This window comes from Streptomyces sp. M-16, assembly GCF_052114405.1.
Taxonomy (GTDB): Bacteria; Actinomycetota; Actinomycetes; order Streptomycetales; family Streptomycetaceae; genus Streptomyces.
On record NZ_JBFRER010000126.1, the window covers coordinates 1 to 22,190 of the forward strand.

The following is a 22,190-nucleotide window of genomic DNA, read 5'->3' on the forward strand; positions in this document are numbered from 1 at the left end:
TCTCGGCATGCCGTCCAGCGGAATCCCGCCCAGCTGGGCCGCCGCCGCGGACCGGAGCGGGGTCGACTACGTGGCCGAGGCCTCGGAGAGCGCGGCGGCCGCGGTGGTCGCCCGGATCCGGCAGGTGAAACGGCCGGGTGACATCGCCGTCACCTCGATCCACTGGGGTTCCAACTGGGGCTACCTCGTCCCCMGCGACCAGGTCCGCTTCGCGCACGCGCTCGTCGACGGAGGCACGGACGTGGTCCACGGGCATTCCTCGCACCATCCCCGGCCGCTGGAGCTGTACCGGGGAAAGCTCATCGCCTACGGCTGCGGCGACCTGGTCAACGACTACGAGGGCATCACCGGGTACGAGAACTACCGGGACGACCTGCGGCTGCTCTACTTCCCGTCGCTGGAGCCCACCGGCAGGCTCCGCGAACTGCGCATCACGCCCCTGCGGGCCCGGCGGATGCGGCTCGGGAGGGCGTCACCGAAGGACTGCCAGTGGGTTCGGGAGGTACTGGGCCGGATCAGCCGCGGTTTCGGCTCAGGCATCGCGTACGCCCCGGACGGCACCCTCACCCTCGGCGCCGACGGACCGCCCGGCCGGAAGGGCGCGGGCCGGGCCGGCATGAGCCCTCAAGGACCTCGGAGCCGCGGACGCCCTCGACGTGAACGGCGGCCGGCTCGGGCCGGATTCAGTCCTTGGCCAGCCGCACCGTGTCGCCCGTCGGTCCGCCCGCGAGGACGTCGATGCGCGCGCCGGTCGCGGGGTCGGTGAAGCTCTGCCCGGGTGCGTACACGGCCAGGTCCAGCGGTGTGCAGCCGGTGGGCGGGGTCGTGTTCGGGTTCGGGTTCGGGTTCATGATCCGCACCGGGCCCTGACCGGTCTGGGTGGCGGAGTCGACCTTGTAGATGAGGACGCCGGTGGAGCAGGCGGCCGCGTCGTTGCCCTGGGCGCGGCGGGACTCCGCCACATATGCCGTCGTCCCACCGGTCCGCAGCACAGCGATCTTGGTTCCGCCGGGCCGTTCCACCGGGGCCAGCCGTACCGTGCGGCGACCGGACGCGGTCAGGCAGGCGACCTGCTCGTCGCGGGTCCAGCCGAGCTTCCAGGAGTGCCAGCCGAGGTACTGCGGGGCGTGGCCGGCGATGTCGCCCATGACGTCCCAGCCGCCCACGTACTGGTGGGGGTAGCCGGTGAAGGAGTACAGGTCGGGCAGCCCGAAGGTATGGGCGGTCTCGTGGGCCGCGACCTTGTGGCCCCAGTGCCACATGTCCTGTCCGAAGGTGACCGCCCATTTGATGCGGGTGCCGTCGGCGGTGACGCCGGGCGTCGCCGGGTCGTACAGGTAGGTCGGCGAGAAGGGGATGGCGGTCGCCGTCCGGGCGGGGACGACGTAGACCATGTCGAAGCGAGAGAAATCCACGTACGGGTCGGCGGCCGTGATCGCGTCGCGGAGGTACTTCTCGTGGGCCTCGAACGTGAGGCCGCGCGCGAAGCCGTACGAGGTGGAGTCGGCCGGCATCCGGATCCAGCGGTGGAGTGGGGGTGTTGACCAGCCGCAGACGGCCGTAGCTCGCGCGGCCCATCCAGTCGGCGGCCGGGGCGAGGTGAGCGGCGTACGGCTCGGTGGAGCCGGTGGCCGGGGCGTCCGGGAAGTCCACGTACAGCGTGAGGGCGCGGCGGGTTCCGGTGGCGGGCTGGAACTGGGTGCGGTCCGTGTCGTGGCCCTCGTCCGTCCAGCCGGTCCGGCCGGGGAGGGCGCAGTCGGCGGCGGGGGCCGGCGGGCCGGGAGCGGCGGCCGCGGCGGGGACGGACACGCAGGAGATGAGGACGACGGCCGTGGCGAGCGGCCACAGGCGGAGCGGGTGGGTCATGTCTCTCCCGTCGGAGGCAGGTTGAGGGGAACGAGGGAGGAACCGCGAGGGCCTACGCCCGACCCGCGGCCAGGTCCATCAGGCGCGACAGCACGCGGCCACCGGAGGAGGTGAGGCCGTCGTGCTCCCATTCGTTGGTGACCCAGACCCGGGTGGCACCGACCTCGCGCGCGGTGCGCAGGGAGAGTCCGGAGTCCACCTACATGTCGTCGTGGTAGACGAGTGCGGCGAGCGGGACCCGGTTGGCAGCGAGGCGGCGAGGGTCGTACAGCGGTGGCCAGTCGGGGCGTTCGGCGAGCAGATCGGCGGCATAGGAAGGTGCGCCCACCAGTGACTACCCTCTCCGGCCCCGTTAAGGAAACCGTGGGCGCGCAGACCGCGGGTGTTCGAATTTGCTGCCCCTCGGATTTTTACGGAAATTCCGTAATTCTCTGCTTCGGCTGCCCTATGAGCTGGTAACACGATCACGACGAGCGCCGTCGGGCCAGCCTTCAGGGATCCGGCAGAGTCTCCGGCCGATCCGGCCTGAGCGTTCTCACTACAGCGTGACGGTCTCTCGGCGATGCGGCGTGAGCATCCGGTACGGTCCGCGGCATGACCGACTCGTTCGATGTGGCCCGATCTCTGACTGACGGGCTCCCCGACCGGGAGCGGGCGTGGGCGTTCATCCGCGACTTCGCGGCCTCCTGGGGTGGGTCGTCGGCTGAAGGCCACGGCACGCCGATGGCGGAATTGGCAGCGGTCGAGGCGGAGCTCGGCTTCTCTCTGCCAGCCGCGCTGCGAGAGTTCTACGCGCTCGTGGGCGGGCGGTCCGACCTGGTCGACAACCAAGATCCTCTGCTGCCACCGGCTGAACTGTTCGTGCATGACGGGGGTGGCGGCGTTCTGGTCTTTCGCAGTGAGAACCAGGGCTGCGCCTTCTGGGGTGTGCGCCTGCGTGACCTCGATCAGGACGATCCCCCGGTGTTCGTCGAGTCCCGGCACGGCTGGGTGCCGTTTATGGACCGCGTGTCCCTGGCCTGTGTCGAGCTCGTACTGAGCGAGGCGCTGTTCGGAGGTGGTGGGCGGCTGTACAACGCATGCGAGCTGCCCGCGGACCTGCTCGGTGCGGTACGCGAACGTTTCCGGCGGGTCGAGCTGCCCGAGTACCCGATGTGGACGGGCCCGGAGGATTCTCCCGCGCTCTGGTTCTCCGCGCCGGGCAAGCTGCTGCGTCAAGACGGAGTTGGCACTCACAGTTGGCTGCACGTCCGGGGGCGGACCCGGTCCGACCTGGAGGCGATCTACGAGGCCGTGCCCGGGCAGTGGGCCCTGGGATACGAAACGTCGGGCACGGATTCACTGCCCTTCTGACCCCTGGCTGCGTCATGCGGTGCGGTTCCCCAGCCGTCGTCGGCAGATCAGGGCGCAGGCCAGGGAGACGAAGGCGTCGTGGAGGTCGAGGCGCCGTTCCCAGCGCACGGCCAAGCGCTTGAACTGGTGGAGGAGGGCGAACGTCTGCTCGACGACGTAGCGGAGCTTGCCCAGGCCCTGAATGTCGGGCTGACCCTTGCGGGAGATGACTGGGAGGATGCCGCGTCGTATCAGCTCCTTGCGGTTCGGATTGCTGTCGTAGCCCTTGTCGCCGAGCAGGGCGTCGGGCCGTCTGCGGGGGTGGCCGACCCTGCCGGCGATCGATGGGATGCCGTCGACGAGGGCGAGGGTCTGGGTGACGTCGTTGACGTTGGCCGCGGTGGTGATGACCTTGAGTGGGACATCATTAGGAGGTGCTTGCTGCCGGTATTGCGGCGGTCGACCGGCGACGGGCCCGTCGCGGCACCCCCTTTTTCGCGCGCACGTGGGAGGCGTCCACGCACGCGCGGGTCCGGTCCAGTTCGCCGGCCGCGTTCAGCTCCGACAGAAATATCCGGTGCAACTGGTCGAAGACCCCAGCATCCTGCCAACGTTCCAGGCGCCGCCAGCAGGTCTGCCCGGAGCCGAAGCCCAGCTCCAACGGCAGCTGCTGCCACGGGATGCCCGTGTAGAGCACGAACAGGATGCCCTGCAAGCACAGCCGGTCAGGCACCGGCTTGGGCCCAGGAGCACGCTCGGGCCACAGCGGCAGGATCTGCTCGATCATCGTCCACAACTCGTCGTCAACGACCAACGGCTTGACACTCACGTCCTCACGAACGGCTCAATCGTCGTACTAGTCACGGCTGACCTGCACCAGCCCACGAGATCGTGTTACAGCTCTTGACAAAGCGTTACTAGTGCTGTGACCGGAAAGGTTCACCGGGTCGCAGCACTAGGTAGGGGAAGGGTTTGGTCGTGCTTGGCGGGAGGTGTCGCTACCGGTTCGGCTTGGCCGCCGGGAGCTCCCGACCCGCTCTTCCGAAAGCGCTATAGACTGCTCGGCTCCATCTGGCTGGAGGTCGTCCGAGTGCTTTCCGTACGGGTTCTTGTCGTTGTTCCGTTGGCTTTGGTTGGTTTCGCCCTCACCGGTTGTTCGGCCGTCTGGGGCTGTACCGACCGGATGGCGGAGCGCGCTGAAGCTGGGGCCTCGGTTCAGGTCGTGGACACGTCCGAGCGGCCTATCGGGGTTACGGTCAAGGTCGTTGAGTGGCGACTCGAGCCCCATCCGCAGACGCCCTACGAGGGGAATCTGGCGCACTTCCACTACCGTTTTGACGGCGTTGCCGAGGGGGCGACCGGGCCTGCGGTGCAGGCCTGCGCGGTCGACGAAAAGCGTGTGGCGTTGATGTGCAAGACGATCTATTCGTCCACTGCGTGGTCCAAGCCAGACGGAACCCGCACGGGCGACGACTGGCTTACCGTCGAGCACCCTGAGCGGGTTGCCGGAGTGCTTCTGATCCCCAACAATCAGTCCGAAGGCGGGCGTTCGTGTGCGCAAGACGCGAAAGACGGTGGCGGGGTGCACCCTCCGACAACGGCGTCGGTAGGGGACCAGCTCTAGTTGACCGAGGCCAGCGATACTGGGTCTCGATCTAGTGCTGACCGGGAAGGTTCGCCGGGTTGAGCGGTCAGGCCGTGGAGGGTAGGGGTCTGCCGCCCCAGCGGATGCCTCTTTCGCTGCGGATGCGGGCGCGTTCGCGTCGTTGGGCGGCGAGGACGTCGGGGTGGCGTGCGTTCTTGTTGCGCCAGCGCAGGTAGGCGTGCAGGGCCCGGGTCTGGACGGTGTGGTTGGGGTGGTGCGAGTTGGCCAGGGTGAACTGCCGTAGCGGTCCGAAGTGGGCTTCGATCGGGTTGGCCCAGGAGGCGTAGGTCGGGGTGAAGCACAGCTCGACCTTGTTGCGAGCCGCCCACCTGCGGATTTTCCAGTTGAGGTGGGCGGAGAGGTTGTCGAGGATCACGTAGATCGGGGCGCCGTCCGGGCGGGCGGCACGGATCGTTCTCAACGCGGTCCAGGTGTGGTAGATGCCCTTGCGACGCCGGTTGATCCCCCACATCTGGTCGTCGCCGACCGAGTAGCAGCCGTGGAAGTAGGTGATGCCGTGGGTGCGCCGGTAGGTGGCCGGCAGGCGGTCGGGCCGGGTCTGCTCGGCCCAGCAGGAGCCGGCGGTGGGGCGGATTCCCAAAGGCCCGAACTCGTCGAACGCGAACGTGCGGTCCGGCCGCTCGTTGATCGCGTACTCGATCCGGGCGAGCTTCGCGTCGAAGGCCTCATCCGGGGACTCCTTCCAGGTCTTCGTGCGCTGGAAGGAGATCCCGCGGCGGGCCAGTAAGCACCGCAGTGCCTCCCGGCCGATCCGGACGGGCCGGGCAGTGTTCCTGCGCAGGTGATCGGCGAGCTTTCGGATCGACCAGCGGGTGAAGGGCTTGCCAAGCACGGTCGGACGAGTAGTGGCCGTCTGGACGACGAAGTCCTCGTCGTCACGATCGAGAAGGCGGGGACGGCCTCCCGCCCACCGAGGGTTCAGGCATGCGAGCCCGATCTCGTTGAACGTGTGGATCACATCGCGGACGGTGTCCTCGTCCGCCTGGACCAGGCGGGCTATGACCGGGACCGTGCTGCCGCCGGCCGAAGCCAGGAGCATCATCGCCCGCCGGAACCGCACCGAACTCGTGCTGCCCCGCCGGACGATGTGCTGGAGTCTCTGGCCCTCCTGCTCCGTCAGCCCGCGAACCCGGACCGGTTTCGCCATCCCGCCTCCCCATGCTGCTTGGAGAACTCGTTTCCAACCAGCACCAGGAACAACCCGGCGAACCTTCCCGGTCACAGCACTAGGCGAGTTCGGCCATCATGCGGCGTCCGTAGGACTTGCTGATTTTGACGACGGTCATGAGCATGCCGATGAGGAGGACGACGGAGAGGACGGGGACGAGGTCGACGGGGAGGGTGTAGGCCATGAGGATGCGGGCGGCGGAGTCGATGAGGAAGGCGGCGCCCCAGGCGATGGACATCCAGCGCATGACGTTGCGGAAGCGGGCGTGGTTGTCCCAGTTGGAGTGCCAGGTCCGGGCGGTCTCTTCGGGCAGCATCTTGATCATGGTGGTGAACATGAAGGGCCGCTTGGCGAACAGGGTGGCGATCATCCACAGGCCGAGAAGGCCGGTGAGGTAGCTTTCGCGGGCGAGCAGGAGGCGGGCGTCACCGGTGACCAGTGTGATGGCGGTGCCGGCGGCCATCACGCTCAGGGTGAAGAGCGTGACGGTCGAGACGCGGCGTTCGGTGGCCACCTTGTAGACCAGCTGGGCCAGGGGCAGAGCGCCGCTGATGAGGAGGGACAACCACTGCCCCAGACCGGCCCCGCGCAGCCCGTAGTAGAGGCCCAGGGGGACACCGACCTCCATGAACGCGGTTCGGATCAGATCCGCCTTCGGGTCCTTCCCCTCGGCCTTCGTCTCGGTCTGCTGCTGTTCGGTCTGCTCCTGGTCCATCGTCGTCACCGTCTGACTCCCTCACCCGTGCCCTGGTCCTTGCCCGGACCGTGCGGCCCGCCTTCTGAACACGAAACTACGGGCCGGACCCAGGGCGCCGGAATGGAGTTGCGAGCACACCCGTAGTGCAGAAAACTCCACCCCCGGGCGATCGCCCCTCAGTTCCGCTGGGCGTTCAGGTACGCAAGCACCGCCAGCACCCGCCGGTTGTCGCTGTTGTCCTGCGTCAGCTCCAGCTTGGTGAAGATGCTCGCCGAATGCTTGCTGACAGCGCTGTCGCTCAGGTGCAGCTCCTGCGCGATCCCCGCGTTGGACCTCCCCTCCGCCATCAACCCCAGCACCTGGAGCTCACGCCCGGTCAACGAGCGCAACGGGCCGCCGTGCTCGCCCCGCGCCACCAGCTTGGAGATCACCTCAGGGTCCATCGCCGTCCCGCCGCCCGCCACACGGCGCAGCGCGTCGACGAACTCCTCGTCGCTGAAGACGCGGTCCTTGAGCAGGTACCCGATCCCGCCCCGCCCGTCGGCCAGCAGTTCGCGCGCGTACAACTGCTCCACGTGCTGCGACAGGACCAGCACGGGCAGCCCCGGAATCTCCCGGCGGGCCGCCAGCGCCGCCTGCAGCCCCTCGTCGGTGAACGTGGGCGGCAGCCGCACGTCGACCACGGCGATGTCCGGCTGGTGCCGCGTCAAGGCCCGCGACAGCTCCGGTCCGTTGTCGACGGCCGCGACGACCTCGAACTCGTACGACTCCAGCAGCCGCACCATTCCCTCCCTCAGGAGGAACTGGTCCTCGGCGAGGACAACACGCATGGCAGCTCCATGGTCACGAGTGTCGGGCCGCCCACCGGGCTGCTCACGAACAGGTCTCCGTCGAATGTACCCAGCCGGCGGCGCACGCCGGCGAGGCCCGTGCCCTTGGCCGTATCGGCCCCTCCCCGGCCGTCGTCGCCCACCGTCATCCGCAGCACCCCGTCGGAGTGCCGCAGATCGATGCGCACCTGTGAGGCCCCGGAATGCTTGGCGGCGTTCGCGAGCACCTCGCACACCGCGAAGTACGCGCACGCCTCCACCGGTGCCTCGAGGCGGCCGGGAACGTCCACCGTCACCTCGACGTCCAGCGGGTAGTCCAGCGCCACCGCGCGGACCGCGTCGCCCACGCCCCGTTCCGCGAGGACCGGTGGGTGGATGCCCCGCACCAGGTCCCGCAGCTGGGCCAGGGCCGTCGACGACTGCCGGCGGGCCTCGGCCACCAGCTCGCGCAGCTCCGGAGCCTCCTCCCCCAGCCGCCGCTCCACCACCCGCAACGTCATCCCGATCGCCACCAGCGTCACCTGGGCCCCGTCGTGCAGGTCCCGTTCGATGCGGCGGAGTTCGGCGGCCTGTACCCCGGTGGCGTCCGCCCGGGTCTCCGTCAGCCGCTCCACGCGCCGGGCCAGCTGTGCGTGCCGGGTCGGCCGCAGCAGCAGCAGCGCGAAGCGGGCGTGCGCCCGCAGCGCGTACGGCGCCACCCACGACACCGCCGCCACCAGCAGCGCGCCCACCGCGACCGCCGCCCAAGGGACGCCCGCGAGGGCCCCGCCCACGGGCAGCCGACGCAGCGCCGTGTCCCAGAAGCTGTACGGGCCCGACCCGTCCGTCACCAGGTCCAGCACTCCGGGCACGACGAGCCCGAAGACCGAGAACCCGACGACGACCAGCGGCACCGCCAACAGCACGGCGGTCACAAGCGGATTGACCGCCGACCACAGCAGGTCCCGCCACACCGCCGGATCACCCGAGGTGTGACGCATCAGCTGCAACTGCCGCACCAGATAGGGGGTCCGGTACAGCCGCCGCCCGTACTGGTAGTAGCCGTCCGCCCCGCGCCGCACCGGCTCCGGAGCTGGCAGATAGGGCGCCTGGATCTCCACGCCCAGCCAGTCCCCGGCCAGCCGCCGGCTCAGCACGACAAAGCGGCGGCCGAACCCCACGGCCTTCGGGAAGAGCAGCACCAGCCCGGTGCACACCCCGACCACCAGCGCCACCACCTGGACGACGGCCAGCACCGCGCCGGCCGGCGACAGCAGTGACAGGAAGACCCCGGCGCCCAGCATCCGCAGACGCCGGCCCAGCGCACCCCCGTCGGACACCACCGTCGGCGCGACCCGGCGGGCCAGCAGGAGCCGCGTCCAACACCCGTGCACCCACAGCACCAGCGGTCCGACCGTCAGCCCCGTCGCGAGCGACACCAGCCCGACCCCGGCCCCCACCACCGCACCGGCCCACGCCGTCCCCGGCAGGCTGACCCCGTCGGCCGCCCGGCACAGGGCCGCGACCACCGCGTACAGACCACCGGCCACCAACACCACGGGCAGCGAAGCCACCGGAGCCCCGACGAACGGGTCGAACAGCAGGAAGGCCAGGTCCCGTCTCGTCGCCGGATCCCGCCGCACCTGCCGCACCCGCCTGCGACGCACCGCCGAGCCGAACGAGGCGTACAGCTGCCTGCCGTCGCGGTACAGCCCGCTGTCACGCTGCCGGGGTTCCGGCGGCTCGGGCAGGTAGGGATCGTCGACGGGCACCTCCGACCACCGGCCGGCCAGCTCGCGCCGCAACCGGGGCAGACGCCGGAACAGGTCCAGCGGACCCGCCGCGCCGACCCCCACCGCAACCGCAGCCGGCAGCAGGGCCAGTAGCCCCAGCAGACCCAAGGCCGCGAGCGCCGCGCCGCGCAGCGCCACCATCACGTGCGCCCGCAGGGTTGTCTGGACGCCGACCGCTCCGGTCGGCGCCTCACGTCGTAGTTCCCGGGAGTTCGGAGCGAGCACCGGCCCAGTTTCCCACGACCCGTTCGAGCGCCGATCGTGCCGTTCTCGTGCGGGGTGCAGTACCCACCCGGAGCGCGGGTGGCCGACGATGCTTTTCCTCATGTGGCGTGACGCCCAGTCATGGATGTAGCGGCTCCCCGGTACGAAGGCCTGGATCAGCGCTCACCGGCCCCCAGCGTCAATGTCTACGTAGGCAACGGGGGGTGCCTCTATGTTCTTCGTCAAGCGTGTGGGCAGCCCCGGCCCGGGGTTCGATCTCTTCGTGGGGCATGAGACTGTCTGGTCGTGCCAGAGATGATGAGTGGGTTGGAGGCGGCCTTGGCTGAGGCGTCGTCTCCTTCATGGGCGCAACGTGTTCGTGCCGGGCGCGACCTTGCTTCCTTCGTTGATGTTCCTGAGGCTGCGGAGGTGCTGGTGGGGCTGCTGCTGGACGTCGAGGACACGGCGGTGACCCGGCAGACGGCAGAGGCCCTGGCCCGGGTGGGGACGGTTGCCGCTGTAAGGCTCATTGCTCTCGCGGTTGCCGAGGCTGACGACAACCAGGCTGACTGGCTGCAGACCGGGGTGCATGACGCGCTCGTGGGAGCGGACGGTGTGCCGAACGTCGCAGCGGCCTGCGCGAACCTCGCCCGGGACCAGGAAGACGCTGTCCGGCGGGCTGCCGCCGATATCTCGGCGTGGGCAGACGACACAAGGCGTTGATATGAATCGACCTGCCTGTGGGCTGGTTCACGCAGCCGTCGCTTGGGGGAGGCGGGGTTCGTAGAAGGTTCCGTCTCTGAGCATGGCGAACAGGACGCTGGGTTTTGCCGCGGGCGCGTTGCTTGTCGTAGTAGGTGCGGGAGGCAGCGTCGGCGTTCATGCAGGCGAAAGCGGAGAGGAACATGGCGCGTTTGAGCTGCCGGTTTCCGCCTCGGGGGGGGGGGGGCGTGTTCGCCGTGGATCGATGTGCCGGACGATTTCGTGGTGGGGGCGAGGCCGGCGTAGGAGGCGAGGTGGGCGGCGCTGGGGAACCCGGTGCCGTCGCCGACGGTGACCAGCAGGACGGCGGCGGTCCTGACGCCGACGCCGGGCATCGAGGTCAGGACCTTGGAAAGAGGGTGGGCCTCCAGCAGGGCGTTGATCTGGGCTTCCAGTGCCCGGCGCTGTTCGTGGACGGCCGCGAGGGAGCGGGCCAGGGACGGGATCACGGTGTCGAGCGTGCCGGTCCCGGGCACGACGACGGTCTGCTCGTCCAGGGCGGTAAAGACGTCGTCGATCAGCAGGTTGGCCATGCGTGGGGCCTTGGGCCGGATGAGCTCGACGAGGCGTCGGCGGCCGGCCTTTCGCAGGGCGGCCGGAGATCCGTAGCGTTCCAGCAGCCAGGTGACGGCCTGGTGATCGAGACGGGGGCCCAGGACGCGTTCGAGGCTGGGGTGGAACTGGGTGAGCAGGCCGCGTATCCGGTTGCTGGTGCGGGTGGCCTCGGCGGCGAGGTCCTGGTCGAAGCCGGTCAGCACGGTGAGCTCGGCGGTGATCTCGTCGGTCAGCTCCAGCGAGCGCAGCGCGTGGGGCAGGGTGCGGGCGGCGTCCGCGATGACCGCGGCGTCCTTCGCGTCGGTCTTCGCCTCACCGGGGTAGAGATCGGCGATCCGGCGCATGGCCAGGCCCGGCAGGTAGGCGACCTTGCAGCCGGCGTGCCGGGCGATGGTCAGGGGCAGGGCGCCGATGGAGGCGGGCTGGTCCGCGATCACCAGCACGGTGCCGAACTTCGCGGCCAGCTTGTCGAAGACGGCCCGCAGCTTCGGCTCGTTGTTGGGCAGCTGCTTGTCGAAGACCTTCTTGCCGGCCGGAGTCAGTCCGTGCCCGTGATGGGCACTCTTGCCGACGTCCAGGCCGAGGAACACGCCCACGTCTTCGGTGTCGAACATYGCGCCCCTCCCAGGGAGTTGAACGTGCCGGCCTCGGCGGTGGTGTCGTGCTCGCGCATCCACGTTATGCAGACCTGCCGTCCGCGAGCTGTCCGGCATTGCGCCGGACCGGACGGTGGCCGGACCTCTCATCAGCGTCTCCGACGGCACCTTCCGGGCCCGGTGACACCACCCCCCAGGTCATCCGTTCGACAGGGGGACACAGTCATGCCGGGCCCGGAGGCCAGCGGCCCTCTTGCAGGGCCGCGGAAAACATAACGGGGGCGGAAGGCCAGGTCTTCGTAGGTAAGGAGGCGGCTGACCTGGCCGCCTCCCAGACCTCGGCCTAGGTGGCCGCCGGCATCCGGATGCCGCTGGCCGCGCCCTCCCAGAAGCTCTGGGACCCCTGCCCGTCGCAGGCCGCCTGGCCGCAGTTCCAGGCCCTCGCCGGCCGCCTGGCCCCCTGACCCCGACCGGTGGGCGGTCACGGGCGTCCGCGGGGCGGGGGCGGAGGTCCGCACTCCGCAACAACGGGATCCCGGCCCGGTGACGAACCGCGTCCGGCCGTCGCCCCGGCTGGATCCCGGGGGTTACGGTGCGGCGACGCCGGAATCCGGGAGAGGGAGAAGACCATGAGAGCGGTTCGGAGGCAGGCGGCCATGGCCGCCCTGGCGGTGTGCGGCGTGCTGGCGCTCACCGCCTGTCAGAACGGTGACGACCTGGCCGCGCCGGACGCGAAGCCCACCGCGGCCGCACCGGCCCCGCCCACCGCCAGCGCCACGGTCGCCGTGCCGGCCCTTCGAAGACCGGCGCGGCGGCCAAGCCCTCGGCGACCGCCACCCCGGCGGGGAAGAATCCACCCGCCCCGGCCCCGCCCCCCGCGCCGACCTGCGGCGCCGACCACAGGATGCCGGTCTCGCCCGACACGATTGCCGTGCACCGCTACACGCCCGAGGGCGGTGTGACCAGTCTCATAGTCCAGCACGGCACGTACGGCTGCCCCGGGCGCTTCGAACCGTCGGGCGCGTGGACGTACCTCCCGATCGCGGAGACGGCCAAGATCACCGCGACGGCGCCGATCCTCGGGCCCTCCACGGTGACCGGCAAGCCCATCTCCACCAGCGAGCTGACCGGGTGGCTGGACACCCACCCGGACAAGGGCCTGCCCTTCCGCTACCACCTGAACGCGGCGGGGGTCATCGACACCCTCGACGAGATCTACGTCAAGTAGCACGCCGAGCGCCCCCGGGCTGCTACCAGATGGAGTCGACCCACTCCGGGTGGTCGATGAACGGGTTGCGGTTGTGCTGGTAGGTGTCGAATATGACCTGGTTGCGGCGCTGCTCGAAGGCGTCCGGCAGGTCCATCTGGTTCCACTGCTTCAGCAGGCTGATGCGGCCGAAGAGGGGGGCGGTGCCGTTGTTGACCTTGTCGTTCATCTCCAGGTCCGGGAAGCCGTCGCCGCCGTCGTAGCGCACGGCCATGTAGAGCAGCATCCGGCGGACGTTGGTCAGCCACTGCCCCACCGCCCGCTGTCCACCCTGGCTGCGCTGTGCACGGCCCTGGACTGTGCTCCTGGAGATCTCCGGCGGCCAGGCAGCCGTCGATGAGCTGAGGTCGGTAATGGATCTTCCGTAAGCCGCGCCTGACCGTCCGCACGAGGTGGTCCGGGTCGGCGAAGGCGACGTTGGCCAGGAATCCGCGTCGCAGGAGCGACCAGATGCCCTCGACCCGGTACACGCCGACGGAAGCCGCTGCCCCCGCACCGGTAAGGGCCGCCACACCCAGCGCCCGCCCGACCCGCGCTGCCCGGGACGCACCACGTACGTGGCGACCTGCCGCCTCTGCGAGTGGGAAAGGGAAGTTCGATGCGAGCGACGGTGTACCGGGAAGCACGAAACTGCGGACGGATCAGGGCGACAGCGTTTTGGTCATGGACCGGTACACGGGTGCGCCGTCCCAGGGCTGGGTGAGGCCCACGAGTTGGTAGCCAAGGCGTTCGTACCAGGCGGCGGCCGGGGCTTCGGGCCGGACGGCGAGGGCGACCCGCTCGGCCCCCTTCGCCTCGCGCAGCAGGGCGGCGTGCAGGGTCCTGCCGACACCTGTGCCGCGCAGGTGGGCGAGGACGGCGAGTTCCATCACGACGAAGGTGCGGTGCCCGTCTTCGCGGGTGAATCCGTCCGGCAGGAGGGTCCCGTCGGTGAATCCCTCCCACCATCTGGTACCCGATGAGAGCGGCAGGCCGTAGGCGAACCCGACGAGCTCGCCGTGCTCGCGTGCGGTGATCAGCCGGAACCCGGGTGTCGTGTGCTCGTGCTGGTAGCGCTCCAGGAACCCGGCGACGTCGCGGGGCCCTTCGAGGTACGGGGGTTCGGCGAACACGGCCTCGTAGAGGGGGGCGAGGTCGTCCAGCTCGCGTCCGGCGGCGGCAGGGTCGGTGACGGTGGCGTATTGCACGGGACTCCTCATCGGGTGGGGCGAACGCGGTCGAGTTCGCGGCGGGCGGCGGCCAGTCCTTCCCGTGCCCGCCCCGAGCTGACTTCGGTGAGCAGGGCTTCGCCCTGCTCGATGTGGTGGACTGCCTCGTCCGCCTCCCCGGAGCGCGCCAGTGCCCCGGCGAGCCCGTCCCGCTGCAATGCCTCGTTGCGGGCGTAGGCAGCCTCCTGGCGCTCCAGGGAGCGGCGCAGCCACGACACCGCAGCACGGTGGTGTCCGGCCGCGGTGAACAGCTCCGCCTGCGCGCTGGCCAACTCTGCCGGGCCATGAAAGAGGGTCCAGTCCGGTGCCGGCCGTGACCCCTGGTCCTTTTCGTACAGGCGGGCCGCGCCCGCCAGCGTTGAGCGTGCCGACGCCGAGTCGCCCAGCATCGCCAGTGTCCGAGCTTCCCGGGTGGCGAGGATGGACAGCAGCGACGGCGGCGCCCCCGGTGCGGCGAGGGCGGCGGCCCGCCGGGCGTGGTCGAGTGATGAGGCGTAGCTGACGGCCGATCGTCTCGGGGTAGGACCCGGTGTCGAAGAGGCGCCGGACACGGGCAAGGTGGGCGGCGGCGAGCGGGCCGACGGTGGCCCCGCCGAACCGGTCATCCAGCCCGTACAGGGAGGCGAGACTCTGCCGCAGGTCGGTGACGGTGTCCGTGCCGAGACGGGGCGCGTCGTGGGCGGCGGCCGACGCCGAGCCGATTCCGGCCGCGCCGAGGGCGAGGCCGCCCGCGGCGGCCAGGATGGTGCGGCGGTCCTGCATCGGATCAGGCCTCTCGCGCAGTTCGGGGATCGGGTCCAGTACCGGCACGGYGGCCGGAGCGGAGTTGCGGCGGTGCTCCGGCACCCGGAAACCCAGCCTGTTCCAGAGGTACGCCGAGCATCGCCTCTAAGACGCGCTGCCGGCCCGGCTGCGGGCACGGCGCCACCGGCGGACCTGCCGGTCGGTGACGTCCTCGCGCTCACCGATGCGCGATGCGACGGCCGCGTACACGCGGATGAATGCGGTCGGGCTGTGCCACCCGAACCCGTCGGCCAGGTCCGCGAACACCGATAGCTCAGCCGGTTGTGACATGACGCCCCCTCGCGCTTGCTGGTTCCCTCCTCGCACGGTAGGGCCACCGGGCCCGGACTTTCACGCATACCAGAGAGAGGAACGTCCGCCTGAAAGTCCGGCATAACCCGCGCCGCGCCTTGCCGGTCACCGGTTGACTACCCGCAGCACATCCCCCCGGGGAGTGCGTCCCGGCCTACCAACGGGGCGCACTCCCACCCCACGCCGGCTGGCAGGAGGCACGGACGTGATCAGGGAGGACGCGAACGTGCGGCTCAGGGAGGACCCCGGACACCGCCTGCTGGGGCGGGAGGTCATCCACCCCGCCACGGAGCGCACCGGCACCGTGGGCAGCGTGTACATCCGCACCTCCAAGCCCACCGGCAACGAGGTCGGCCGGACCGCGCACATGCGCCCCCTCGACCGGTCGGGCCGCGAGTGGACCGCCGACCCCCGCGAGCTCAAGCCGTTTCGCCACCTCACCCCGGATGCGCCCGCAGGTGCCCGGTGAGCGCGCACCGCGCCGAGGTCGGCGACCAAGTGAAGGACACCACCGGACAGGGCGCGATCGTCACCGACATCAAGGCCGGCACCACGTGGGTGCTGCGCCCCGTCTACGGCGGCACCTCCCGCCACTGGGAGACCAGCGACCCCGACACCCTCACCGTGGTCCGGCGCAGGGCCGACCGGATCACCGACCCCTGAGACTCCCCGCGGCGGGGTCGCGGCCGACGCCCAGCGACGTTCAGGCACCCCCGCGGGGTCGCATCATTCCGGCCAGCCAACCGGCCCGGCCGGTACCGCACCACCGACGAGAGGAGTACCGCCATGGCCAACAACACCGGGAGTGGTGGCAGCAGCGGAGGAAGCGGAGGCGGCAGCCACGGCGGCGGGTCCGCGCCGATCTCCACCCCGCCCCCGCCGCCCCCGTCCAACCCCGACACCAGCACGCCCCCGATGGCGGGAAGCACGGCAAGTAGATGACCGCCACCACCGCCCACCAGGAGCGCGCCCCAGCCGTACTGAGCTGGGGCGCTGCCTCATGAAATCCGGCGCCCTCGCCTCCGACTGGGCACCAGCCTTCGCGGCCGTCGACCGCGCGGCCTTCCTGCCCGCCCTGATGCGGCCTTTCCTCCCATCCGACCCGCAGCGGCCCGGCGACTGCGCGGCGGCCCGCACCATCACCGTGGACCGGCACACCGACCCCGACGCCTGGTACGGATACGCCGACAGCGATCTGTCGGTGGTCACGCAATGGGACGACGGCGCCCACCGTGGCAAGCAGCCGGGCCGGGTGCCTACTTCATCCAGCTCTCAGCCCTCCGTCGTTTTCGCGCTGCTCGCCGCCGTGGATGCCGATGCCGGGATGCGGGTGCTGGACGCGGGCACCGGCACCGGCGAGACGGCCGCGCTCCTCGCCCACCGATGCGGCGCCGCCAACATCACCGCCATCGACGTGGACCCGGCGGTCTCGGCGGCCGCGCGGGAGCGCCTGTGCACCCTCGGCCTCTACGCCGAGGCCGTCACCGGCGAGGCCCTCGCCGGCCACCCGGACCGCGGCCCCTATGACCGGCTGCTGTGCACCTTCGGCGTGCGCAGCATCCCGCGAGCATGGATGGAGCAGGTCAGGTCCGAAGGTGTCATCGTTGCCACGTACGGAACGCACTACAGCAGCCGCGACGCCGTTGCCCGCCTCACCGTCCGGTCCGCCGGCACCGCGTCCGGTCCGTTCCTTGCCGGGGTGGAGTTCATGAAAGCGCGGTCGCACCGCACGGTGTGGCCCGATGCCGAGAAGTATGTGAAGCAGTGGCCGGCCTCGACCGACACCGCCGTGCAGCCCGACCAACTCGCCAACGCCCATCACGCCATCAGCCTGACCGTGCCCCACGTCGCACACACCACCCACACCGAACCCGACGGTTCCCCAGCCGCATGGTGGTACAGCCTCATCGACCGGTCGTGGGCAGCCGTACGGTGGCCGGAGGAGTACGGGCCGGGCGTCGTCTACCAGCACGGCCCGCGGCGCCTTTGGGGCGCGGTAGAGGCCGCCCACGGGTGGTGGGAGACGCAGGGCTGTCCGGCCCTTGACCGCTTCGGTCTTACCGCGGGCCCCGACGGGAGACACCATGGATGGACGACCCCGGGAACCTGCTGCCCGGGGCCCGCTGGCGATAGGAGGAGCGACGTGGACGCCGACAAGGAACCGCTCGCTGCGTGGGCCGACCGCCGTGACCGCCGACGCGAGTCCGACCGACAGATCACAGGCCGCCGCCGGGCCGAGCCCCTGGACCCCGACGCCCGGGGCCGAGCCGCTCACCTTGCCCCCGAAGGCCCCCGCGTCCTCCTCGAACTGGACGGCACATCCGGTGAGTGGGTACCGGTCGGCGTTGCCGAGAACGCTGTCCAGGCCTCCCGCTTCCTCAGCGGCTGACGCCAGTCTGACGACCAGGATCGACCGCTCGTGCGAGCCAGCAGGCCCCGTTGACGACCCTGGCTTAGTGGGTACGTCGTAAGTCCTTCGGGGGTTGACTTCGAGGTTGGGCGCCGGCGTGCTTGTGGCCAGGTGGCCAGGTGGCCAGGTGGATCCGGCATGCGGTGTCGAGGGCGTTCTCGGGGATGCCGCTGGGACTGCTGGCAGGCAGGAGGGCGTCTGATCGAGGGCGGGCTGGCTCGTCCCGGGCCCGCCTTGTCCCGGCCGCGCCCGGGACGGGACGGCGGGGGATGTGGCCTCAGTGGTCAGGCGGGCTGTGCTTCGAGGAACGCGAGGGCCCTGGCCACGAACTCGTCGTGGAACTGGAAGATTCCGCCGTGCCCGGCGTCCGGGTAGAGGGGGACGAGTTCGCCCCGGGGCAGCCGTGCGGCGAGGTTGAGGGTGTTCTCGCTCGGCACCATCCGGTCGCTCTCGCCGTTGGCCACCAGGACTGGCTGGCGGATGCGGGACAGGTCGGCCGGCGGCTGGAGGCCCCACCGGTGGATGGCCTTCAGTTGGGCGCGGAACGACGTCAGCGAGATGGCTTTGTCGCGACGGTCCGTGCGCTCCTTCAGCCGTTCCAGGAAGGCGCGTGCTTCGCGTCGGCCGTGTTCGGTGTCGGTGAAGAAGAGGAACTGCTTGGGGTCCTTGCGGGTCAGGAAGCCCTTCAGGATGTCCCGGAGGGTGAGTGCGGTGACCCTGTCGATGCCGGGGCCTCCGGCGGGGCCGGTGCCCGCGAGGATGACCTTGCGCACCAGCTGCGGTTCCTCGGCTGCGATGACCTGGGCGATGAAGCCGCCCATCGACAGGCCGAGCAGGTCGACGTGCTCGAAGCCCAGGGTTCGGATGAACAGCACCGCGTCGCGGGCCATCGCTTCGATGGTGTCGGGGGTAGAACCGCCCGACGCGCCGACTCCGCGGTTGTCGAAGGTGATCACCCGGCGCCGGGCGGCGAGTCCGTCGACGAGGCGGGGGTCCCAGTTGTCCAGGACTGCGGTCAGGTGGTGGAGCAGGATCAGCGGTACGCCGTCTCCTTCCGGGCCGAGCTGCCGGTAGACAAAGTCGACGCCGCGCACGGACACCGAACGGGTCGGCACGTCCTTGTACGACGACGGGGCGGGCGTGGGGTTGGGGGTGGCGGAACTGCGCGGTGCGCTCATGATCGGTTCCTGGGGGGTGTGGAAGGCAGGGGGGTGGGAGGCGGGATCCTCTCGCTGCCCGGGGCCTGTCGGGGGTGTGGTGGGCGGGTGCCGGCCCTCACGCCGTCGCAATGACGACCTTGCCGGCCTTGGCGCGGCCCTTCTCGGCGTACTCCATGGCTTCGAGGGTCTGCTCGAAGGGGAAGACACGGTCGACGACGGGGCGGATCTCTCCGGCCTCGATGAGCGGGGTGAGTGCGCGCAGCTGGTCGCCGCTGGCCTTCATGAACAGGAAGGAGTAGGTCACGCCTTGGCGCTTGGCGTGGCGTCGGGTCTTGAAGCTCAGCGCGTTCATCGCCTGCCGCAGGACCGGGTTCGCGCCGAGCTCGCGGGCGAAGTCCGCGTCGGGGGGCCCGGCGATGCTGATGACCTTCCCGCCCGGCTTGAGGGCCCTCAGCGACTTGTCCAGGGTCTTGCCGCCGAGGGTGTCCAGGACGACGTCGTAGCCGTCCAGGAGCTCCTCGAAGTCCTGGGTGCGGTAGTCGATGACGACGTCCGCGCCCAGTTCCTGGACCAGGGCGGCGTTGGCCGCGCTCGCGGTGGTGGCCACATGTGCGCCCAAGTGCCTGGCCAATTGGAGGGCGACGGTGCCCACTCCGCCGGAGCCGGCGTGGATCAGGACTTTCTGGCCCACCTGGACCTGTGCCCTCTCGACCAGCGCCTGCCATGAGGTGAGGGCTACCAGGGGAAGGGAGGCGGCCTCCGCCATGGTGAGGGTGGCCGGCTTGTGTGCCAGGTCGTTCTGATGGACGGCGATGAGTTCGGCGAAGGTGCCGATGCGGTCCTTGTCGGGCCGGGCATAGACCTCGTCACCCACCGCGAACCGGGTGACGGCCGAGCCGACCTCGACCACCACTCCGGCGAGGTCGTTGCCCAGCACGAGAGGGAGGCGGTACGGGAGGATCATCCTGAAGGCACCGTCGCGGATCTTGAAGTCCAGCGGGTTGACGCTCGCCGCATGGATCTTGACCAGCACGTCGTCGGCGCCCGGCTCCGGATCGGGCATCTCGGCGGCGCGCACCGCGGACTGGTCACCGTACTTCTCGATCAAGTAGGCCTTCATCACTGTCTCCCTGTCTCGTCCGCACAGGGACGGGATCTCCGCTCGTTTCGGGCTGCCCCGGTACGAGATACTTTCTGGTATTCACTGCTGGTTCATGACGCCCTACGCCGATGCGGCGGGCGCGCCTCACGCTGCGTTCGGCGATGCGGCCAGGCTCCGCTTCACGTGCCGGGTGGTCTCGTCGGCGAGGATCTCGGGCAGTCCCCGCTCGATGCCGGCCAGGGCCTGGGCGGCGACCTCGGCGGGGTTGGTCTTCTGGTCGGCGGCAACGCCGACGGCCATGTCCGTGTCCATGTATCCGACGTGCAGCGCCGAGACGGTGATGTCCCGGGGCGCCAGCTCCTCCCGGACCGCGCCGGTCAGCGCCCATGCCGCGGCCTTCGCCGCGGCGTAGGCGCCGAGGTCGGCCGGATGCAGCCAGGACAGGACCGACAGCACGTTGAGCACGGTGCCGCCGCCGTTGGACTCGATGACCGGGGCGAAAGCCCGTGTCACGGCGAGCGGGCCGAAGAAGTTCACCTCCATCTCCAAGCGCACCATGTCCGGGCTGCCCGTCATCAGGGGCGTTCCGGTGGAGATGCCCGCGTTGTTGACCAGCAGCGTCGCGTCGGAGGCGGTGCGAGCCGCGGCCCGGATCGACTCCGCGTCCGTCACGTCGAGCCGCAGCGGGATGACACCCGGAAGGTCCACCGTTTCGGGGCGACGGGCCGCCGCGTACACCTTGGCCCCGTGTTCCACGAGCTGGGCGGCCAGGTGCCGCCCGAGCCCCCGATTGGCGCCGGTGACCACTGCTACCGCGTCCTTCAGTTCCATGCCCACTCCCAACGCCACGGCCGCCGTCAAGCGACCCGCACCAATTAGATTACGACTACAATCTAAGCACTGGTCTAAGATAGATGCCAGTCGACATCCAATCGGGAGGTGGCCGATGGGCCGCGTATCGCAGGCGCAGGCGGAGGAGAACCGCCGACGGGTCGTTGAAACCGCCTCCCGCCTGTTCCGGGAACAGGGGACCCACGTCAGCGTCGCCGACCTCATGAAGGCGGCCGGTATGACCCACGGCGGCTTCTACAAGCAGTTCGCCTCCAAGGAGGCACTCATCGACGAGGCCACCGCCCACGCGTTTGGCGAACTCGCCCAGCACCACAAGTACGGGCTCGATCAGTACGCCGGGCAGCGCGACGCCGCCCAGCGGGCGCTGATCGACGCCTACCTCTCCGCCGAGCACCGCGACAGCGCGGCAGACGGGTGCCCCGCCGCCGCACTCGCCACCGACATGGCCCGCGACGGCGGAGAGAGCGAGGCCCGCCGCGTCTACACCCAGGGAGTGGGCGACTTCGCCGACTGGCTCGACACCAAGGACCAGGACGGCATCACCCGGCTGTGCACCATGCTCGGCGCCCTCGTCCTGTCCCGGGCCACCAAAGGCTCCCCGCTCTCCGAGGAGATCCTCACCACCGCACGCGAGGCACTGACGGCCACCAACTGACCGGAACCACCGTGCAGGGCGGCACGCCGCAGGAAGGGTGCGCCTCTCGCACCCTGTCGTCATCCACTTTTCGTGAACGGCTCTCCCGCGTTGCCTCTCGCTTCCGCATGCCCCGATCTTCCTCAGACGGCGCTTCTTATGGCGTGATCGTTCGTTGAACCGTGCATGACGGATCTCGTTGAGCGGTTGGTGCCGGACGAGTTGTGGGTGCTGTTCCGGCGAGTGGTGCCCCCGACCGAGGTGATACGTCCGCAGGGCGGGGGCCGGCGGCGGGCCGGTGACCGCGAGGCCCTGGCCGTGATCATCTTCGTTGCCGCCTCGGGCTGCACGTGGCGGCAGCTCCCGCCGGTTTTCGGCCCGAGCTGGCAGATGGTCCACCGGCGCTTCGCCCAATGGAGCGAGGCCCGTGTCTGGGCGAGGCTCCACCGCGTCATCCTCGACGAACTCGGCGCCCGTGGAGAGCTGGACTGGTCGCGGTGCRCAATCGACTCGTCAGCCTGCGGACGGCAAAAGGATGTCACTGACCGGACCGAATCCGACCGACCGCGGCAAGTTTGGATCGAAGATTGACCTGATCACAGACCGGAACGGACTGCCTCTCTCGCTGGGCATCTCGGGCGCCAACATGCACGACAGCCTGGGCCTGGAGCCTCTCGTGCGGGGCATCCCGCCCATCCGCTCACGTCGCGGGCCACGACGTCGGCGCCCGGCAAAACTGCACGCCGACAAGGGCTACGACTACCCTCACCTGCGTCGATGGCTTCGCAAGCGCGGCATCCGCCACCGCATCGCCCGCAAAGGTATCGAGTCCTCACAACGCCTCGGCCGCCACCGCTGGGTCGTCGAAAGGCGACCGCCTCTGAGCGGAAGACGGCCCGTACGGCCTCGCATGCGGGTGCGCTGTCCGATCTGCGCAAGCATGGTCTCGCCGAGAACGGCGGCACCACCCGTGCGGGGGAGTCGCTGCGCAATCTGACCACCAAGGGCCTGGAG

At 70.3% G+C, this 22,190-nt stretch carries 20 protein-coding genes and 6 pseudogenes; 10 read left to right on the top strand and 16 right to left on the bottom strand.

Translation table 11 applies throughout. From position 1 onward, the window contains the following. The coding region (locus AB4039_RS35555; RefSeq protein ID WP_442272691.1) for a CapA family protein at positions 1-766 on the top strand (766 nt) is incomplete at its 5' end. Here AB4039_RS35555 and AB4039_RS35560 read toward each other — a convergent pair. Together AB4039_RS35560 and AB4039_RS35565 are read right to left on the bottom strand one after the other, a co-directional pair. After that, positions 684-1,514, bottom strand: coding sequence for a hypothetical protein (locus AB4039_RS35560; protein WP_442272692.1), 831 nt, complete (start codon positions 1,512-1,514; stop codon positions 684-686). The two genes, AB4039_RS35555 and AB4039_RS35560, sit on opposite strands and share 83 nt — an antisense overlap. Before the next feature lie 404 nt (positions 1,515-1,918). Next, positions 1,919-2,176: pseudogene (locus tag AB4039_RS35565) on the bottom strand (alpha/beta fold hydrolase); the annotation flags it as partial. Between the two features lie 284 nt (positions 2,177-2,460). On the opposite strand from AB4039_RS35565, the gene AB4039_RS35570 reads away from it, so the two are divergent. Next, positions 2,461-3,219 carry an SMI1/KNR4 family protein gene (locus AB4039_RS35570; RefSeq protein ID WP_442272693.1) on the top strand — a complete coding sequence of 253 codons (759 nt, stop codon included), beginning with the start codon at positions 2,461-2,463 and terminating at the stop codon, positions 3,217-3,219. Positions 3,220-3,231: 12 nt separating this feature from the next. On the opposite strand, the pseudogene AB4039_RS35575 reads toward AB4039_RS35570, so the two are convergent. Then, positions 3,232-3,985: pseudogene (locus AB4039_RS35575) on the bottom strand (IS5 family transposase). A gap of 303 nt (positions 3,986-4,288) precedes the next feature. Here AB4039_RS35575 and AB4039_RS35580 point away from each other — a divergent pair. Next, positions 4,289-4,822, top strand: a complete 534-nt coding sequence (locus AB4039_RS35580) for a hypothetical protein (RefSeq protein ID WP_442272694.1) — start codon at positions 4,289-4,291, stop codon at positions 4,820-4,822. A 67-nt stretch (positions 4,823-4,889) separates the two neighbouring features. Here AB4039_RS35580 and AB4039_RS35585 read toward each other — a convergent pair whose 3' ends face one another. The 4 genes from AB4039_RS35585 to AB4039_RS35600 all read right to left on the bottom strand — a co-directional run bounded on the left by AB4039_RS35585 (position 4,890) and on the right by AB4039_RS35600 (position 9,556). Further along, a complete protein-coding gene (locus tag AB4039_RS35585; RefSeq protein WP_442272695.1) occupies positions 4,890-6,011 on the bottom strand; it encodes an IS630 family transposase in 1,122 nt (373 codons plus the stop codon). A gap of 79 nt (positions 6,012-6,090) precedes the next feature. Next, on the bottom strand, positions 6,091-6,747 hold the full coding sequence (locus tag AB4039_RS35590; RefSeq protein ID WP_442272703.1) for a VC0807 family protein: 657 nt from the start codon (positions 6,745-6,747) through the stop codon (positions 6,091-6,093). Positions 6,748-6,905: 158 nt separating this feature from the next. Next, positions 6,906-7,559: a response regulator transcription factor gene (locus AB4039_RS35595; RefSeq protein ID WP_442272696.1), complete on the bottom strand. Its 654-nt coding sequence runs from the start codon at positions 7,557-7,559 to the stop codon at positions 6,906-6,908. Then, entirely contained in the window at positions 7,523-9,556 is a 2,034-nt protein-coding gene (locus tag AB4039_RS35600; protein WP_266846287.1) for a sensor domain-containing protein, read from the bottom strand. Before AB4039_RS35600 ends, AB4039_RS35595 begins: the two co-directional genes overlap by 37 nt. Positions 9,557-9,841: 285 nt before the next feature. Between AB4039_RS35600 and AB4039_RS35605 the strand changes: the two genes are divergently transcribed. Beyond that, positions 9,842-10,258 carry a hypothetical protein gene (locus AB4039_RS35605; RefSeq protein ID WP_266846286.1) on the top strand — a complete coding sequence of 139 codons (417 nt, stop codon included), beginning with the start codon at positions 9,842-9,844 and terminating at the stop codon, positions 10,256-10,258. 27 nt (positions 10,259-10,285) lie between these two features. Here AB4039_RS35605 and AB4039_RS35610 read toward each other — a convergent pair. Further along, positions 10,286-11,466, bottom strand: a pseudogene (locus tag AB4039_RS35610) (IS110 family transposase). Between the two features lie 940 nt (positions 11,467-12,406). On the opposite strand from AB4039_RS35610, the gene AB4039_RS35615 reads away from it, so the two are divergent. Then, positions 12,407-12,676: a hypothetical protein gene (locus AB4039_RS35615; RefSeq protein WP_442272697.1), complete on the top strand. Its 270-nt coding sequence runs from the start codon at positions 12,407-12,409 to the stop codon at positions 12,674-12,676. A gap of 22 nt (positions 12,677-12,698) precedes the next feature. Here the strand turns inward: AB4039_RS35615 and AB4039_RS35620 are convergent. The 5 genes and pseudogenes from AB4039_RS35620 to AB4039_RS35640 form a co-directional block, all read right to left on the bottom strand. After that, a pseudogene (locus AB4039_RS35620) lies at positions 12,699-13,091 on the bottom strand (endonuclease); the annotation flags it as partial. Then, positions 13,036-13,176: pseudogene (locus AB4039_RS35625) on the bottom strand (IS630 family transposase); the annotation flags it as partial. The pseudogenes AB4039_RS35625 and AB4039_RS35620, both read right to left, overlap by 56 nt. A 180-nt stretch (positions 13,177-13,356) precedes the next feature. Continuing rightward, entirely contained in the window at positions 13,357-13,902 is a 546-nt protein-coding gene (locus tag AB4039_RS35630) for a GNAT family N-acetyltransferase (protein ID WP_442272698.1), read from the bottom strand. A gap of 8 nt (positions 13,903-13,910) precedes the next feature. After that, positions 13,911-14,195 (bottom strand): hypothetical protein, encoded by a 285-nt coding sequence (locus AB4039_RS35635; RefSeq protein WP_266846283.1) that lies wholly within the window; start codon positions 14,193-14,195, stop codon positions 13,911-13,913. Between the two features lie 616 nt (positions 14,196-14,811). Next, positions 14,812-14,997 (bottom strand): hypothetical protein, encoded by a 186-nt coding sequence (locus tag AB4039_RS35640; protein ID WP_442272699.1) that lies wholly within the window; start codon positions 14,995-14,997, stop codon positions 14,812-14,814. A 226-nt stretch (positions 14,998-15,223) separates the two neighbouring features. Here AB4039_RS35640 and AB4039_RS35645 point away from each other — a divergent pair, with 226 nt between their 5' ends. The 3 genes from AB4039_RS35645 (at position 15,224) to AB4039_RS35655 (ending at position 17,407) form a co-directional block, all read left to right on the top strand. After that, positions 15,224-15,487 (top strand): hypothetical protein, encoded by a 264-nt coding sequence (locus tag AB4039_RS35645; protein WP_266846282.1) that lies wholly within the window; start codon positions 15,224-15,226, stop codon positions 15,485-15,487. Continuing rightward, positions 15,484-15,681 (top strand): hypothetical protein, encoded by a 198-nt coding sequence (locus AB4039_RS35650; protein ID WP_266846281.1) that lies wholly within the window; start codon positions 15,484-15,486, stop codon positions 15,679-15,681. Before AB4039_RS35645 ends, AB4039_RS35650 begins: the two co-directional genes overlap by 4 nt. A gap of 337 nt (positions 15,682-16,018) precedes the next feature. After that, positions 16,019-17,407, top strand: a complete 1,389-nt coding sequence (locus AB4039_RS35655; RefSeq protein ID WP_442272700.1) for a DUF6087 family protein — start codon at positions 16,019-16,021, stop codon at positions 17,405-17,407. Positions 17,408-17,712: 305 nt separating this feature from the next. Here AB4039_RS35655 and AB4039_RS35660 read toward each other — a convergent pair whose 3' ends face one another. The 3 genes from AB4039_RS35660 to AB4039_RS35670 all read right to left on the bottom strand — a co-directional run bounded on the left by AB4039_RS35660 (position 17,713) and on the right by AB4039_RS35670 (position 20,521). Continuing rightward, positions 17,713-18,606, bottom strand: coding sequence for an alpha/beta fold hydrolase (locus AB4039_RS35660; RefSeq protein WP_266846279.1), 894 nt, complete (start codon positions 18,604-18,606; stop codon positions 17,713-17,715). A gap of 97 nt (positions 18,607-18,703) precedes the next feature. Further along, complete coding sequence (locus AB4039_RS35665; RefSeq protein WP_442272701.1) at positions 18,704-19,708, bottom strand: NADP-dependent oxidoreductase; 1,005 nt, start codon at positions 19,706-19,708, stop codon at positions 18,704-18,706. Between the two features lie 126 nt (positions 19,709-19,834). Then, entirely contained in the window at positions 19,835-20,521 is a 687-nt protein-coding gene (locus AB4039_RS35670) for an SDR family oxidoreductase (RefSeq protein ID WP_442272702.1), read from the bottom strand. Between the two features lie 115 nt (positions 20,522-20,636). On the opposite strand from AB4039_RS35670, the gene AB4039_RS35675 reads away from it, so the two are divergent. Together AB4039_RS35675 and AB4039_RS35680 are read left to right on the top strand one after the other, a co-directional pair. Then, positions 20,637-21,197 carry a TetR/AcrR family transcriptional regulator gene (locus tag AB4039_RS35675; RefSeq protein WP_266846276.1) on the top strand — a complete coding sequence of 187 codons (561 nt, stop codon included), beginning with the start codon at positions 20,637-20,639 and terminating at the stop codon, positions 21,195-21,197. A 165-nt stretch (positions 21,198-21,362) separates the two neighbouring features. Further along, positions 21,363-22,086: pseudogene (locus AB4039_RS35680) on the top strand (IS5 family transposase); the annotation flags it as partial. Positions 22,087-22,190 lie beyond the last annotated feature (104 nt).

Coding starts and splice junctions, on each gene's coding strand:
- AB4039_RS35560 (WP_442272692.1), bottom strand. CDS start 1,514: ATGCCGGCCGACTCCACCTCGTACGGCTTCGCGCGCGGCCTCACGTTC.
- AB4039_RS35570 (WP_442272693.1), top strand. CDS start 2,461: ATGACCGACTCGTTCGATGTGGCCCGATCTCTGACTGACGGGCTCCCC.
- AB4039_RS35585 (WP_442272695.1), bottom strand. CDS start 6,011: ATGGCGAAACCGGTCCGGGTTCGCGGGCTGACGGAGCAGGAGGGCCAG.
- AB4039_RS35590 (WP_442272703.1), bottom strand. CDS start 6,747: ATGGACCAGGAGCAGACCGAACAGCAGCAGACCGAGACGAAGGCCGAG.
- AB4039_RS35595 (WP_442272696.1), bottom strand. CDS start 7,559: ATGCGTGTTGTCCTCGCCGAGGACCAGTTCCTCCTGAGGGAGGGAATG.
- AB4039_RS35640 (WP_442272699.1), bottom strand. CDS start 14,997: ATGTCACAACCGGCTGAGCTATCGGTGTTCGCGGACCTGGCCGACGGG.
- AB4039_RS35655 (WP_442272700.1), top strand. CDS start 16,019: ATGAAATCCGGCGCCCTCGCCTCCGACTGGGCACCAGCCTTCGCGGCC.
- AB4039_RS35660 (WP_266846279.1), bottom strand. CDS start 18,606: ATGAGCGCACCGCGCAGTTCCGCCACCCCCAACCCCACGCCCGCCCCG.
- AB4039_RS35665 (WP_442272701.1), bottom strand. CDS start 19,708: ATGAAGGCCTACTTGATCGAGAAGTACGGTGACCAGTCCGCGGTGCGC.
- AB4039_RS35670 (WP_442272702.1), bottom strand. CDS start 20,521: ATGGAACTGAAGGACGCGGTAGCAGTGGTCACCGGCGCCAATCGGGGG.
- AB4039_RS35675 (WP_266846276.1), top strand. CDS start 20,637: ATGGGCCGCGTATCGCAGGCGCAGGCGGAGGAGAACCGCCGACGGGTC.